We start from the raw sequence: 14,679 nt of genomic DNA, 5'->3' as shown, positions 1-14,679 counted from the left end.
CACGACGAGGTGACCGCGCGCCCGGAGGCCGGCGACGGCCGCCGCGTCCATCGTCGCCTCGACCGCGACCTCGCGGCCCTTCACGACGCGCCAGCGCGGCGCGTCGCTCGCCGTCTGGGGGTTCTGGCCCCAGGCCTGCGTACGCAGCACCATCTGCAAATGGCCCTGGGCCTGCATCGGGCCGCCCATCAGGCCGAAGCTCATCAGCGGTTCGCCGTCCCGCATCAGGAAGCCGGGAATTATGGTATGGAATGGCCGCTTGGCCGGGCCGACCCGGTTCGGATAGCCCGGCTCGAGCGTGAAGCCGGCCCCCCGGTTCTGCAGGCTGATGCCCGTGCCGGGCACGACGACGCCCGAGCCGAAGCCGTTGTAGTTGGACTGGATGTACGAGACCATCATGCCGTCCGCGTCCGCGGCGGTGACATAGACGGTGCCGCCGTCGCGAGGCGCGCCGGCCCGGGGCTCGGCCGCGCGGGCGGGGTCGATCAGCGCGGCGCGACCGGCGAGATAGCCGGGGTCGAGCAGGTGCTCGACTGCGACCTCCATGTCGGCGGGGTCGCCGACATGGCGCTCCACGTCGGCGAGCGCGAGCTTCATCGCCTCGATCTGGAGGTGAAGCGCCTCGGCTCCATCCGGCGGCAGCGTGTCGATGCCCGTCGTCTCCAGCATGCCGAGCGCCATCAGCGCCGCTATCCCCTGTCCGTTGGGCGGGATCTCGTGCAGCGCCACGTCGCGGAACCGGGAGGAGATCGTGCCGCACCAGGAGGCGCGGTGCCGGCCGAGGTCATCGGCGTCGAGCGCCGCCCCGTGCTCGCGCGCGAACCCGGCGATGCGTTCGGCAAGCATGCCGCGGTAGAAATCCTCGCCCCGGCTCAGCGCGATCGCCTCCAGGCTGTCGCCGACCGGCCGGTTGACGAAGAGCCCGCCCGCCCGGGGCGCCCGGCCGGCGGGCAGGAACGCCTCGGCGAAGCCGGGTTGCCCGGCGAGCTGCGTCGCCGCGCGCGCCCACAGCAGCGCGATCGTCGGCGAGACGTGGAAGCCGTTGCGGGCATAGTCGAGCGCCGGCTCGAACAGGTCCTCGAAGGGCAGGCGGCCGAACCGTTCGGACAGCAGCGTCCAGGCCGAGACCGCCCCGGGGACCGTGACGCTCTCCCAGCCGAGCCGGGGCATTTCCCGCAGGTCGCGGAACCGCTCCGGCGTCCAGGCCGCCGGCGAGCGGCCGGACGCGTTCAGCCCGTGCAGCCGGTTCCCGTCCCACAGGATCGCGAAGGCGTCGCTGCCGAGGCCGTTGCCCGTCGGCTCGACCACGGTCAGCGCGATCGCCGCCGCCAGCGCCGCATCGACGGCGTTGCCGCCCTTCAGCAGCATCCGCAGCCCCGCCTGCGCCGCCAGCGGCTGGGAGGTGGCGACGACGTTGCGGGCCATCACCGGCACCCGGCGCGACGGGTAGGGGAAGTCGTAGGAGAACCCGGTCATCGTGCTTCCTTCAGCGTTGTGCCCCTCAGCGTTGTGCAACGGCCCAGCCCTCGGCCTCGTGCCAGCGCGCGTTGGAGGGAGGGAGCGGGGCGCGCTCCCGGATCATGTCGGCTGCCTTCTCGCCGATCATGATCGTCGGCGCGTTCAGGTTGCCCGACACGACGGTCGGCATGATCGAGCTGTCGACGACGCGCAGGCCCTCGATGCCGCGCACCCGGCACTCGCCGTCGACGACCGCGTCCTCGCCGGAGCCCATCCGGCACGAGCAGGAGGGGTGATAGGCGCTCTCGCAATGCGCGGCGACCCAGGCGTCGATCTCGGCGTCGCTGCGCACCTCGGGGCCGGGCGCCAGCTCGCTGCCGCGGAACGGGGCGAAGGCGGGCTGGGCGAAGATCTCGCGCGTCAGGCGCACGGCCGCGCGCATCTCGACCCAGTCGTCGGGATGGGTCATGTAGCGCGGATCGATCAGCGGGTGCTCGCGCGGGTCGGCGTTCACCAGGCGCAGCACGCCCCGGCTCTTGGAGCGCATCGGCCCGACATGGGCCTGGTAGCCGTGGCGGTCGGAGGGGTTGCGGCCGTCGTAGCGCACGGCCATGGGCAGGAAATGGTACTGCAGGTCGGGATGCCGCACGCCGGGGCGCGAGCGGACGAAGGCGCCGGCCTCGAAGTGGTTGGTGGCGCCGAGCCCTGTCTTGAACACGTACCATTCGAGCCCGATCCGCGCCTTGCGCCATGGCGCCAGCGCGCCGTACAGCGTGATCGGCTGGACGCATTCCTGCTGGACGTAGAGTTCCAGATGGTCCTGCAGGTTGCGCCCGACCCCCGGCAGGTCGTGCACTGGTGCCACCCCGGCGGCGCGCAGCTCGTCCGCCGGGCCGATGCCCGACAGCATCAGGAGCTGGGGCGAGTTGACCGGACCTCCCGACAGGACGACCTCGCGCCCGGCATGGACGGTCGTCAGGGCGCCGCCCCAGCGCGGGCCATATTCGACGCCCCGGGCTCGGCCGCCCTCGACCAGCACGCGCGTCGTCAGCATTCCCGTGCGCACCGAAAGGTTCGGCCGCTGCAGCGCCGGGCGCAGATAGGCCATGGACGCGGACCAGCGCCGCCCCATGTGCACCGTCATGTCCATCGGCCCGAAGCCTTCCTGGCGGTGGCCGTTCTGGTCCGCGGTCCGGAGATAGCCGGCCTGGACCCCCGCCTCGACGAAAGCGCGGTAGAGCGCGTTCTCGCAGCGTCCGGTCGAGACGTGCAGCGGGCCGTCGCCGCCGCGGTAGTCGTCGGTCCCGCTGGCGCGGGTCTCGGCCCGGCGGAAATAGGGCAGGACATGGGCGTAGGACCAATGGGCCAGGGCCGGGTCCTCCCCGGCCCAGCGCTCGTAGTCGAGCGCGTGGCCCCGGACATAGGCCATGCCGTTGATCGAGGACGACCCGCCCAGCACGCGCCCGCGCGGCCAGTGCAGGCGCCGCCCGCCGAGCGCTTCCTGGGGGACCGTGTGGTAGTCCCAGTTGTAGGTCTGCGACTGCATCGGGTAGCTGAGCGCGCTCGGCATGTGCAGGCGCCAGTCCCAGTCGTGGTCGCGCGGTCCCGCCTCCAGCACCAGCACCGTCACGTCCGGGTCCTCGGTCAGCCGGTTCGCGAGCACGCAGCCCGCCGAGCCGGCGCCGACGATCACATAGTCGAAGCTTTCCGTCATGCTCATCCAGCCGCCCCGGTCAGTAGGGGCTCTCGACGTCGCCCAGGCCGACATAGACGCTCTTGACCTGGGTGTAGTGCTCGATCGCGGCATGGCCGTTCTCGCGGCCGAGGCCGGACTGCTTGTAGCCGCCGAACGGCATCTCGACCGGCGTCACGTTGTAGGCGTTGATCCAGCAGGTGCCGGCCTCCAGCGCCGCGACGACGCGGTGGGCACGGGCGAGGTCGCGGGTGAAGACGCCGGCCGCGAGGCCGAAGGAGGTGGCGTTGGCGCGCGCGACGACCTCCTCCTCCCCGTCGAAGACGAGCACGGTCATGACCGGGCCGAAGATCTCCTCGCGCACGATCGGCATGTCGTCGGTGCAGTCCGCGAACACCGTCGGCGCGACGTACCAGCCGCGCCCGCACGCCCCTTCCTCGACCCGGCGGCCGCCGGTGACGAGGCGCGCGCCCGCGCGCAGCCCGGCCTCGACATGGCCGAGCACCTTCTCCATGTGGGCGCGCGAGATCAGCGGGCCGACATGGGTCGCGGGGTCGAGCGGGTCGCCGACCACCATGCGTTCGGTGCGGGCCTTCAGGCGGGCTAGGAACGGCTCCAGCACGCTGCGCTGGACGAACACCCGGGTGCCGTTGGAGCAGATCTCGCCCTGGCTGTAGAAGTTGCCGAGCAGCGCGCCCCCGACCGCATTGTCCAGCTGCGCGTCCTCGAACACGATCAGGGGAGACTTGCCGCCCAGCTCCATCGTCACCTGCTTCAAGGTGCCGGCGGCATCCGCCATCACCGCCTTGCCGGTGCCGACCTCGCCGGTCAGCGAGACCTTGGCGATCCCGGGATGCCGGGTCATGGCCCGCCCCGTTTCGGCATGCCCCTGGACGACGTTGAACACGCCGGCCGGCAGGCCCGCCTCGGCGTAGATCTCGGCCAGCTTCGGCGCGGTGAGCGGCGTCAGCTCGGCCGGCTTGAACACCATGGCGTTGCCGCAGGCCAGGGCCGGGGCGGACTTCCAGCAGGCGATCTGGAGGGGGTAGTTCCAGGCGCCGATCCCCGCGCACACGCCCAGCGGCTCGCGCCGCGTATAGGCGAAGGCCTGGGGGCCGAGCGGGATGTGCTGGCCGGTCAGCGTCGCGGCCATGCCGGCGTAGTATTCGATGCAGTCCGCCCCGGAGAGCACGTCGACGACGGTCGTCTCCTGGATCGGGCGGCCGGTGTCCAGCGTCTCCAGCCGGGCAAGCTCGTCGTTGCGCGCGCGCAGCAGCGCGGCCGCGCGGTGCAGGACGCGGCCGCGCTCGGCCCCCGTCATCGCCGCCCAGACGGCGAAGCCGGCCTTCGCCGCCTCGACGGCGCGGTCGACGTCGGCCGGGCCGGCGACCTGGACCCGCGCCAGGGCTTCGCCCGTCGCAGGGTTCGCAGTCTCGAAGGTCTCGCCCGAGAGGGCGTCCACGGCGGTGCCGCCGATGTGAAGGCGTTGTTCCGGCAGGTTCATCTCGATGCGGATCCTCGTTCCTCTTGCAGGGCGGCCGGCCGGGCCGCGAGCAGCAGGTGCAGCGTCTCCATCACCTGGCGACGCGCGCGCGGCGCATCGATGCCGCCGCCGCCGAGGGCCGCCCTGACCCAGATGCCGTCGATCAGGCTGCCCAGGATCTCGCCCACCTCCTCGCCGCGGGCGTCGTCGAGCCCGAGGCGGCGCAGCTCGTGGCGCAGGTTCGAGCGCAGGCGCCGGCTGTAGATGCGCTGCAGGCGCGCCAGCTCCGGCGCGTGGGGCACCTGGGCCCAGAACGCGAGCCACGCCGTGATCACCGGCGCCGTGCACTGGGACTCGCCGAAATTGGCCGCGACGACCGCCTCGATCCGCCTCATCGGAGCCTCGGCGCCGGCGAGCCGGTCGAGTAGCTGGCGGCGCAGGTCGCTCAGCAGCGAGCGCATCGTCGCGGCCAGGAGCTCGTCCTTGCTGCCGAAGTAATGGGATATGATGCCCGAGGACAGCCCGGCCTTCGCGGCGATCCGGGCGATCGTCGTGTCGTCGTATCCATAGGCGTGGATCGCCTCGATCGTCGCGGCGATCAACTGGCGTCGGCGGATGGGCTGGACCCCGACTTTCGGCATTCCCGTATCTCTCGCGCGCTCCAGGGTCGTCGTATTCGGGGTTTTTGTGGTTGACAGGATCAGGTTCGGCTTTCTTAATTGAACAGTCAATCAATAAACGCGGCGACCGGAACGGGTTCCGGCATGACAGCCATACCCTGACGGCATCGCCGCGGCAGAGGAGACCACAGACGATGACGAAGGCGACCACCCGGCTGGCCCTGACCGGCATCCTGGCGATGGGCGCGGTCGCCGCGGCGACGCCCGCGGCGGCTGCGAGCGAGCCGGCATCGTGCCGTCAGGTGCGCTTCTCCGACGTCGGCTGGACCGACATCACCGCGACCACGGCGTCGGCATCGGTGGTGCTGGAGGCGCTGGGCTACGAGCCCAGCTCGGAGCTTCTCTCGGTCCCGGTCACCTATGCCAGCCTCAAGAACGGCGACATCGACGTCTTCCTCGGCAACTGGATGCCGTCGATGGAGGCGGACCTTCGCCCCTATCTCGAGGACGGCTCGGTCGAGAGCGTGCGGGCCAACCTCGAAGGGGCCAAGTACACGCTCGCCGTTCCCCGCCACGTCGCCGAGGCCGGCCTGAAGGACTTCGCCGACATCGCGAAGTTCGAGAAGGAGCTGGACGGCAAGATCTACGGGATCGAGCCCGGGAACGACGGCAACCGCCTGATCCAGACCATGATCGACGAGGACGCCTTCGGGCTCGGCGGGTTCGAGCTGGTGGAAAGCTCCGAGCAGGGCATGCTGGCCCAGGTCGAGCGCGCGGCGCGGCGCGACCAGTGGATCGTGTTCCTGGGCTGGGAGCCGCACCCGATGAACGCCCGGTTCGACATGGCCTATCTGTCGGGCGGCGACGACGTGTTCGGCCCGGATTTCGGCGGCGCCACGATCTACACCAACGTCCGCAAGGGCTACCTGGAGGAATGCCCCAATCTCGGCAAGTTCCTGCGCAACCTCGACTTCACGCTCGCCATGGAGAACGAGATCATGGCCGCGATCCTGGACGAGGGGCAGGAGCCCGAGGCCGCGGCCCGGGCCTGGCTCGCCGCCCATCCCGACATGGCGCTCGGCTGGGTCGAGGGGATGACGACCGCCGACGGCGGCGATGCCGCGGCGGCCGTCCGCGAAGCGCTCGCGGACTGAGGCGGCGTAACGGCTGTTCCCGATGGACTGGCTCACGGCGAACAAGATCCCGCTCGGCCTCTGGATGGGCGGTCTCGTCGACTGGCTGAACGCGCACGCGGCGTTCGTCTTCTACGCCGTGTCGGACGGCGTCGGCTTCGTCGTCGAGGGGCTGGTCGGGCTGCTGCTGTGGGCCGACCCGCTGGCGCTGATCGTCGCGTTCGCCGTCGCCGCCTGGGCCTTCCACCGCTCCTGGCGGCTCGTCCTGCTGATCGTCCCGTCGCTGCTCCTGGTCGTGAACCTCGGCTACTGGGATGCGACGATGGAGACGCTGGCCCTCGTGCTGTTCGCGACCGCGATCTGCATGGCGCTCGGCGTGCCGCTCGGCATCGCGGCGGCCCACCGGCCCCGGCTGCACCAGATCCTCAGGCCGATGCTGGACCTGACCCAGACGATCCCGACCTTCGTCTACCTGATCCCGACCCTGATCCTGTTCGGCCTCGGGGTCGTGCCGGGGCTGATCTCGACCGTGATCTTCGCGATCGCGGCCCCGGTGCGCCTGACCTGCCTCGGCATCGCCTCGACGCCGCGCCAGCTCCTGGAGGCGGGGCAGAGCTTCGGCGCCACGCGCACGCAACTGCTGTGGAAGATCGAGCTGCCGCATGCGATGCCGGCGATCATGGCCGGGCTGACGCAATGCATCATGCTGTCGCTGTCGATGGTGGTCATCGCGGCGCTGGTCGGCGCGGGCGGGCTCGGCAAGCCGGTCGTGCGCGCCCTCAACACCGTCAACATCGCCATGGGGTTCGAGGCGGGGCTCGCGATCGTGATCCTCGCGATCGTGCTCGACCGCGTGTTCAAGCAGCCGGAGCGCCGGAGCCGATGACGCCCGCCACGTCCGGCACCGTCGAGTTCCGCGGCGTCGACGTCGTCTTCGGCCGGCGGCCGGCCGAAGCGCTCCGCCTGCTCGACGCCGGCCTGGACCGGGCGGAAATCCAGGAGCGCACCGGCCACGTCGTCGGCGTGGCCGGTGCCTCGCTGACGGTGCGCGAGGGCGAGGTCTGCGTGCTGATGGGACTGTCCGGTTCCGGCAAGTCGACGCTGCTCCGCTGCGTCAACGGCCTGAACCGCGCCACCCGCGGCGAGGTGCTGGTCTCCACTCCGGACGGGCCGGTCGACGCCGCGGGCTGCGACCCCCGCAGCCTGCGCCGGCTGCGCACCCGCACCACCGCGATGGTGTTCCAGCAGTTCGCGCTTCTGCCCTGGCGCACGGTCGCGGAGAATGTCGGCCTCGGCCTGGAGCTGCAGGGCGTGCCCAGGCGCGAGCGGGCGCGGGTCGTGGACGAGAAGCTGGCGATGGTCGGGCTGGAGCGGTGGCGGGACGCCCGTACGCACCAGCTCTCGGGCGGCATGCAGCAGCGGGTCGGCCTCGCGCGCGCGTTCGCGCTGGACGCGCCCGTCCTGCTGATGGACGAGCCGTTCTCCGCGCTCGACCCGCTGATCCGCGCGCGGCTCCAGGACGAGCTGCTGGACCTCCAGCACCGGCTGCGCAAGACGATCGTGTTCGTCAGCCACGACCTCGACGAGGCGATGAAGATCGGCAACCGCATAGCGATCATGGAGGAAGGGCGCATCGTCCAGCACGGCACCCCGGAGGAGATCGCGCTGGCACCCGCCAACGGCTACGTCGCCGACTTCGTCGCCCACATGAACCCCGTGAACGTGCTGCGCTGCGCCTCCATCATGACGCCGCTCGACGCCCTCGCCCGGCGCGGCGGCGCCCTGCTGGCGGAGGCGGACACCGGGACGACGCTGGTGCTGGACGCGGGGGGCGCGGTCGTCTCGGCCCATGCCGAGGGCTATGGGCCCCTGCCGGTGGCTGCGCTCGCCGATGCCGGGCAGGGCGGCGGGCAGGGCGCCGGGCTGGGCGAGCCGGCTCCGTCGGTACGCACCGTGGTGACGGTGCCGCCCGACCTGACCCTGCGCGAGGCGATGGAGATCCGGCGCCGCAGCGACGCGCCCATCGTGGTGGCCGCCGACGGCAAGGCGCTCGGCGTCGTCGGCAACCGCGAGCTCTACGGCGCCGTGCTCGGCCGGCCGGCCGCGACGGAGGCCTAGCCTCGGCCGATCAGCGGACCATCATGGCCTTCTCGTCGCCGCAGACCACGAACACCCGCTTGTAGACCTTGAGCAGCGCCGGCACGAGGTCGGCGGCAGGCTTGCGGCGGATGGCGTCGGGATGGGCGGGGTCGACGTGGATCACCGCGCTGTCGGGGTCGTCGTTGGCCGCGACGAAGACATGGCAGCGGTCCGGCCGCAGGTCGTCCGGGAAATCCTCGTCCATCAGCCAGAAGCACTGGAAGAACCGGCAGGCGGGCGGCCGGTCCGCGTAGACGGTGCAGCCCGTGGCCGGCGCGCGGTGGCGGCACCACACGCCCTCGGGCTTGTCCAGCTCGACGACCCGCAGCAGCTTGCAGCACAGCGAGCAGTCGCCGCAGGTTCGCGTCGACATCCTTCCTCCTCCGGCGGCCGGGGCGGTCGCCGGGGCGCAGAGTGGCCGAAACGGGGCCCTCGTGCCAAGCGCGACTTGGGGTGAGCTTACGGTTCCTCCAGCAGCAGCGTCACGCGCGTGCCGGGGCCGGCGGCGGTTTCGACCCGCGCGCGGGCCTGTTGCGCGAGCCGGCGGACGAGGCTGAGGCCAAGCGTCCGGGCGTCCGACGGAGCCGCGCCCGGCGGCAGGCCGATGCCGTCGTCCTCCACGGTGACCGTGGCCGTGCCGTCCGCGCGTCGCCGCAGGTCCAGGCGCACGGTGCCGGCCCGCCCGGCGGGGAAGGCGTGGCGGGCGGCGTTGGTCAGCAGTTCGTTGACGGCGAGGCCCAGCGGCACCGCTCGCTCGAGCGGCAGCCGAACCGGCTCGGCCGTCGTCTCGAACGCGACGTCGCCCCGCTCGGCGAGGGAGGCGGCGTTGCGGACGAGCGTAGCCAGGTAGTCGCCGAGATCGATGCCCGTCAGGTCGTCGCCGTCGAGCAGGCCTTCCTGGGCCAGGGCGACGGCGCCGACCCGGCCGGTGGCGCGGCGCAACGCGTCGCGCACGCTCTCGTCCCGGGCGGCGTCGGTCTGCAGGGACAGGATGCTCTTGACCAGCTGCATGTTGTTGCGGACCCGGTGCTGCAGCTCGCGCAGCAGCGTGTCCTTCTCCGCCAGCGCGCGTTCGAGCCGTTCCCTGGTCTCGATCATTCCGGTCACGTCGATGCAAGATCCGAAATAGCCGGCGAAGGCCCCGTCGTCGTCGTCGTAGGGACGGCCGTTGTCGAGCAGCCATCGCCAGGCGCCGTCGCGGCGCTTCAGGCGATAGGTCATCGTGAACTCGCGGCGTGCCGCGAACGAGGACCGGTAGATGTCGACGCAGTGGTCGAAATCGTCGGGATGCACGCCCTGCGTCCAGCCGTCGCCGAGTTCCTGCTCCATGTCGCGACCGGTGAAGTCGAGCCAGGGCTGATTGAAGAAATCGCATCCCATCGTGGTATCGGACCGCCAGATCATGACCGGTGCGTTGTCGGCCAGAAGCCGGAACCGGTCCTCGGCTCTCGCCGTCGTTTCGGGCATGCCGGACACTCCTGCGATCGGCGAATACGCGCGTGACGGTTCCGTCGACATGCGGCAGTCTCGTGGATACCTCATTCGGGAAGTTCGTGCCATGATGCAGCCGCCCGTTCAATACGGCCGTGTGCCATATGCCACCATAGGTCGGTCGGCTTACCGCCTTTTTGCCATGGCGGCGGAAAGGCCGGGCGGGACGCCGGCGGCCGAAGGCCCGGGCGGGACATCGACGGCCGGGATTCCGCGCGGCCTGCGGATCCTGGTGGTCGAGGACGAGGCCGTGCCCGCCCTCGACCTGGAGATCCAGCTGCAGAGGATGGGGCACGAGGTGGTCGCCGTGGCCGACCGGGCATCGGAGGCCATCGCGGCCGCCGGGCTGCACGGGCCCGACGTCGTGCTGATGGACATCAGGCTGGCGGACGGGTCGGACGGCGTGGAGGCCGCGGTCAGCATCCGCGGACTCCACGACATCCCGTCGATCTTCCTGACCGCGCATTCTGATCCCGGGACGAAGCAGCGCGCGGCGGCCGCGCGGCCGGCGGGCTTCCTCGTGAAGCCCTTCCTGCCCGCCGACGTCGCGGCCGCGCTGGCACTGATCCGCCCCGCGGGGCCCGGGGACGGTCAGGCCTGACGCAGCGGCGCAGGCCGGGCTGGTGCCGGTCCGAAACCCGCCTTATCCTGCCGGCGCGATTACGGAAGCGGTGGGAAGACGATGAAGCGGATGGCGTCCATCGGCGAATGCATGATCGAGCTGTCGGGCGCCACGGCCGATGCCGGGCCGGGTCCGGCCGGCGAGGGCCAGATGCGCCGGGGGTTCGGGGGCGACACGCTGAACGTCGCGGTCTATGCGCGCCGGGCGCTGCCGGCCGACGCGGGCGCGGTCGCCTACGTCACGTCGCTGGGCGAAGACCCGTTCAGCGCGGACATGCTCGCCGCGTGGGGGGACGAGGGCATCGACGTCGGCCTGGTCGACCGCATGCCCGGCCGCCTGCCGGGCCTCTACGTGATCGTGACGGACGCGGGGGGCGAGCGCTCCTTCCTCTACTGGCGTTCGGCGTCGGCCGCGCGCGAGACGTTCCGCGCGGACAACGCCGAGCGGCTGTCGGCGGCGCTGCGGGACTACGACCTCGTCTACTTCTCGGGCATCACGCTGGCGATCCTGGACGGCGACGGGCGCGCGCGGTTGCTGGACGTGCTGCGCGAGGTGCGAGGGCGCGGCGGCCTCGTCGCCTTCGACGGCAACTACCGGCCCCGGCTGTGGCACGGACCGGACGAGGCGCGCTTCGCGGTGTCGGCGATCCTGCCCTACGTGTCGATCGCGCTGCCGACCTTCGAGGACGAGGCGGCGCTGTACGGCGACGCCGACGCGCACGCCACGGCCGACCGCCTGCACGCGCTGGGCGTCGGCGAGATCGCGGTGAAGCAGGGGCCGCGGCCGGTGCTGCTGTCCGGGCCGGACGGGCGGGAGGAGGTCGCGGTCCCGCCGGTAGCCCGGATCGTCGATACGACCGCCGCCGGCGACAGTTTCAACGGCGCCTACCTCGCCGCCCGCCTGACCGGCCTGCCGCCGCGCGAAGCGGCCGTCCGCGGCAACGCCACAGCGGGCCGCGTCATCGGCCTGCGCGGCGCGATCATTCCGCGCGAGGGATGAGGCGGGGCATTTCCGGCCGCTGCAGCGCCGCCTGCTGCGGGACCGGCGACGGTATGCCATGATGAAGCCGGACCGAGTGCCCGGAAAGGCGAGGGGATGGAAGGGGAGACGATCGTCCAGATCCGCGAGGCGGTGCGTGCGCTGTGCCGGGAGTTCCCGGGCGAGTACTGGCGCCGCGTCGACCGCGGGCGGGCCTACCCGACGGAGTTCGTCGAGGCGCTGACGCGCTCGGGCTTCCTGGCGGTGCTGATCCCGGAGGAGTACGGGGGCAGCGGGCTCGGCATCCGCGCCGCCTGCGCGATCCTGGAAGAGATCCATGCCAGCGGCGGCAACGGGGCCGCCTGCCATGCGCAGATGTACACGATGGGCACGGTGCTGCGGCACGGCAGCGCCGCGCAGAAGGCGCGCTGGCTGCCGGCGGTCGCGCGCGGCGAGCTCCGCCTCCAGGCCTTCGGCGTCACCGAACCGGGGGCCGGCACCGACACGTCGAGCATCCGCACGACCGCCGTGCGCCGCGGCGACTGCTGGGTCGTGGACGGGCAGAAGATCTGGACCTCGCGCGCGGAGCATTCCGACCTGATGCTGCTGCTGGCGCGCACCACGCCCAAGGACCAGGTTGGCCGGCGGACCGACGGCCTGTCGGTCTTCCTGCTGGACATGCGGGATGCGGTCGGGCGCGGGCTGGAGATCCGACCGATCCGGACCATGATCAACCACGCCACGACGGAGGTGTTCTTCGACGGGCTGGAGATCCCGGCCGACAGCCTCGTCGGCGAGGAGGGGAAGGGCTTCCGCCACATCCTGGACGGCATGAACGCCGAACGCATCCTGATCGCAGCCGAATGCATCGGCGACGGACGCTGGTTCGTCGAGAAGGCGGGCGGCTACGCGCGGGAACGCGAGGTGTTCGGGCGGCCGATCGGCCGGAACCAGGGCGTCCAGTTCCCGATCGCCCGCGCCCATGTCCAGGTCGAGGCGGCGCGCCTGATGGTCGAGAAGGCGGCCGGGCTCTACGATGCCGGACTGCCCTGCGGGGCGGAGGCGAACATGGCGAAGCTGCTCGCCTCCGAGGCGTCCTGGGCCGCGGCCGACACCTGCCTCCAGACCCATGGCGGCTTCGGCTTCGCCGAGGAGTACGACGTCGAGCGCAAGTTCCGCGAGACCCGCCTGTACCAGGTGGCCCCGGTTTCGACGAACATGATCCTGTCCTATGTCGCCGAGCACGTGCTCGGCCTGCCGCGTTCCTACTGAGGAGGCTGGCGGTGCGCACGCTCGAAGGCATCCTCGTCGTTTCGCTGGAGCAGGCGGTCGCAGCCCCGCTCGCCTCCTTCCGCCTGGCGCAGGCCGGCGCCCGGGTCGTCAAGATCGAGCGGCGGGAGGGCGACTTCGCGCGTGGCTACGACCGCGCGGCGCGCGGCCAGAGCAGCTATTTCGTCTGGCTCAACGGCGGCAAGGAGTCGGTCGCCCTCGACCTGAAGGCCGACGCGGACCGGGACCTGCTGGCGCGCATGCTCGCGCGCGCCGACGTGTTCATCCAGAATTTGGCGCCCGGTGCGGCGGCCCGGCTCGGCTTCGGCTCGGCGGAGCTGCGCGAGCGCCATCCGCGGCTCGTCACCTGCGACATCAGCGGCTACGGCGAGGACGGCCCCTGGCGGGACGTCAAGGCCTACGACCTGCTGATCCAGGCCGAGACCGGGCTCGCCGGCATCACCGGGACGCCCGAGGGGCCGGGCCGGGTCGGCATCTCGATCTGCGACATCGCGACCGGCGAGGCGGCGCGGGCCGCGGTGCTGGAGGCGCTGCTGCGGCGCGAGCGCGCCGGCACGGGATCGGGAGTGTCGCTGTCCCTGTTCTCGACCATCGCGGAGCTGATGGCGGTGCCGTTCCTGCACCATCGCTACGGGGCAGGCGCGCCGGCGCGGGTCGGCCTCGCCCATCCGTCGATCGCGCCCTACGGCGTGTTCCCGACCGCGGGCGAGCCGGTGCTGATCTCGATCCAGAACGAGCGGGAATGGGCGGCGCTGTGCCGGGACGTGCTCGCCGACGAGGGGCTTGCCGCCGATCCCCGCTTCGCCGGCAACGACGCCCGCGTCGCCCGCAGGGCGGAACTGGACGCCCTGATCGCGGAGCGGTTCCGGGCGCTGCCGGCGGAGGAGCTGGTCGAGCGGCTGAAGCGCGCCGCCGTCGCCTTCGGCCGCGTCAACGACCTCGCCGGGCTGGAGCGCCATCCCCAGTTCCGCGAGCGGGACGTGGAGACACCGGAGGGGACGGTGGTCCTGCCGGCTCCGCCCGTCCGCTGGGCGGGGCTGGAGCCCGGGCCGGCGGCGCGCGTCCCCGCGCTCGACGAGCATGGCGAGGCGATCCGCCGGGAGTTCGGGCCGGCCCGCGAGCGCGCGGCGACGGTGCCGGAGTTCGGCGCCGGCTTCCGCGCCGGGCTCGAGGACCTGTTCCGCTGGCGCCGCGACGTCCGCCGCTTCCGCCGCGATCCCATCGATCCCGACCTCCTGCGACGACTCCTCGACCTCGCCCGGCTGGCGCCTTCGGTGGGCTTCAGCCAGCCCTGGCGCTTCGTCCTGGTCGAGAGCGCCGAGACGCGCGCGGCCGTGCGGGCCAATTTCCTCGCCTGCAACGCCGAGGCGCTCGACGACTACGAGGGCGAACGCGCGCGCCTCTACGCCGAGCTGAAGCTCGCCGGCCTGGACGAGGCGCCGGTCCACCTCGCGGTCTTCGCCGACGGCGCGACCGCGGCGGGCCATGGCCTGGGGCGCCGGACCATGCCGGAGATGCTGCGCTATTCCGCGGTCACCGCCATCCATACCCTTTGGCTCGCCGCCCGGGCCTGGGGCATCGGCGTCGGCTGGGTCTCCATCCTCGATCCGGTCCGGCTGCGCGACGAACTCGACGTCCCGGCGGCATGGGACCTGGTCGCCTATCTGTGCATCGGCCGTCCCGCGGAGCAGCACCTCGATCCCGAGCTGGAGCGGGCCGGCTGGCAGGCGCGCGACGCCGCGGCGGACGAGATCACGATCCGCTGAACGTCA

Annotated in this window: 13 protein-coding genes; 7 read left to right on the top strand and 6 right to left on the bottom strand. The window is 72.2% G+C overall.

Annotation, left to right across the window (positions count from 1 at the left end):
- From VGO20_RS28510 to betI, 4 genes are all read right to left on the bottom strand, one after another.
- A partial coding sequence (locus VGO20_RS28510; RefSeq protein WP_327505813.1) for a gamma-glutamyltransferase family protein occupies positions 1 to 1,476 on the bottom strand: 1,476 nt, incomplete at its 3' end.
- Between the two features lie 25 nt (positions 1,477 to 1,501).
- Positions 1,502 to 3,178, bottom strand: a complete 1,677-nt coding sequence (gene betA, locus VGO20_RS28505) for a choline dehydrogenase (protein ID WP_414639928.1) — start codon at positions 3,176 to 3,178, stop codon at positions 1,502 to 1,504.
- Between the two features lie 13 nt (positions 3,179 to 3,191).
- Positions 3,192 to 4,655, bottom strand: coding sequence for a betaine-aldehyde dehydrogenase (betB, locus tag VGO20_RS28500; RefSeq protein WP_327505812.1), 1,464 nt, complete (start codon positions 4,653 to 4,655; stop codon positions 3,192 to 3,194).
- On the bottom strand, positions 4,652 to 5,275 hold the full coding sequence (betI, locus tag VGO20_RS28495) for a choline-binding transcriptional repressor BetI (RefSeq protein ID WP_327505811.1): 624 nt from the start codon (positions 5,273 to 5,275) through the stop codon (positions 4,652 to 4,654). Before betI ends, betB begins: the two co-directional genes overlap by 4 nt.
- A 173-nt stretch (positions 5,276 to 5,448) precedes the next feature.
- On the opposite strand from betI, the gene VGO20_RS28490 reads away from it, so the two are divergent.
- The 3 genes from VGO20_RS28490 to choV are packed head-to-tail and all read left to right on the top strand — an operon-like array spanning position 5,449 to position 8,505.
- A complete protein-coding gene (locus tag VGO20_RS28490; protein ID WP_327505810.1) occupies positions 5,449 to 6,408 on the top strand; it encodes a choline ABC transporter substrate-binding protein in 960 nt (319 codons plus the stop codon).
- A 22-nt stretch (positions 6,409 to 6,430) separates the two neighbouring features.
- Entirely contained in the window at positions 6,431 to 7,273 is an 843-nt protein-coding gene (choW, locus tag VGO20_RS28485; RefSeq protein ID WP_327505809.1) for a choline ABC transporter permease subunit, read from the top strand.
- A complete protein-coding gene (choV, locus tag VGO20_RS28480) occupies positions 7,270 to 8,505 on the top strand; it encodes a choline ABC transporter ATP-binding protein (RefSeq protein ID WP_327505808.1) in 1,236 nt (411 codons plus the stop codon). Before choW ends, choV begins: the two co-directional genes overlap by 4 nt.
- A gap of 10 nt (positions 8,506 to 8,515) precedes the next feature.
- On the opposite strand, the gene VGO20_RS28475 is transcribed toward choV, so the two are convergent.
- Positions 8,516 to 8,899, bottom strand: coding sequence for a hypothetical protein (locus VGO20_RS28475; protein WP_327505807.1), 384 nt, complete (start codon positions 8,897 to 8,899; stop codon positions 8,516 to 8,518).
- 86 nt (positions 8,900 to 8,985) lie between these two features.
- Positions 8,986 to 9,993 carry a sensor histidine kinase gene (locus VGO20_RS28470; RefSeq protein WP_327505806.1) on the bottom strand — a complete coding sequence of 336 codons (1,008 nt, stop codon included), beginning with the start codon at positions 9,991 to 9,993 and terminating at the stop codon, positions 8,986 to 8,988.
- A 166-nt stretch (positions 9,994 to 10,159) separates the two neighbouring features.
- Here VGO20_RS28470 and VGO20_RS28465 point away from each other — a divergent pair, with 166 nt between their 5' ends.
- The 4 genes from VGO20_RS28465 (at position 10,160) to bluB (ending at position 14,673) form a co-directional block, all read left to right on the top strand.
- Positions 10,160 to 10,618 (top strand): response regulator, encoded by a 459-nt coding sequence (locus VGO20_RS28465; protein ID WP_327505805.1) that lies wholly within the window; start codon positions 10,160 to 10,162, stop codon positions 10,616 to 10,618.
- A 90-nt stretch (positions 10,619 to 10,708) separates the two neighbouring features.
- Positions 10,709 to 11,638 carry a sugar kinase gene (locus VGO20_RS28460; protein ID WP_327505804.1) on the top strand — a complete coding sequence of 310 codons (930 nt, stop codon included), beginning with the start codon at positions 10,709 to 10,711 and terminating at the stop codon, positions 11,636 to 11,638.
- 96 nt (positions 11,639 to 11,734) lie between these two features.
- Positions 11,735 to 12,889, top strand: a complete 1,155-nt coding sequence (locus tag VGO20_RS28455) for an acyl-CoA dehydrogenase family protein (protein WP_327505803.1) — start codon at positions 11,735 to 11,737, stop codon at positions 12,887 to 12,889.
- An 11-nt stretch (positions 12,890 to 12,900) separates the two neighbouring features.
- Positions 12,901 to 14,673: a 5,6-dimethylbenzimidazole synthase gene (gene bluB / locus VGO20_RS28680; RefSeq protein ID WP_414639927.1), complete on the top strand. Its 1,773-nt coding sequence runs from the start codon at positions 12,901 to 12,903 to the stop codon at positions 14,671 to 14,673.
- The last annotated feature ends 6 nt before the right edge of the window (positions 14,674 to 14,679 follow it).

Source organism: Arenibaculum sp. (assembly GCF_035998295.1).
Taxonomy (GTDB): domain Bacteria; phylum Pseudomonadota; class Alphaproteobacteria; order Azospirillales; family Azospirillaceae; genus DASYHS01.
The sequence above is the reverse complement of the archived record's forward strand: the minus strand, read 5'-3'. Positions and strand labels throughout refer to the sequence as shown.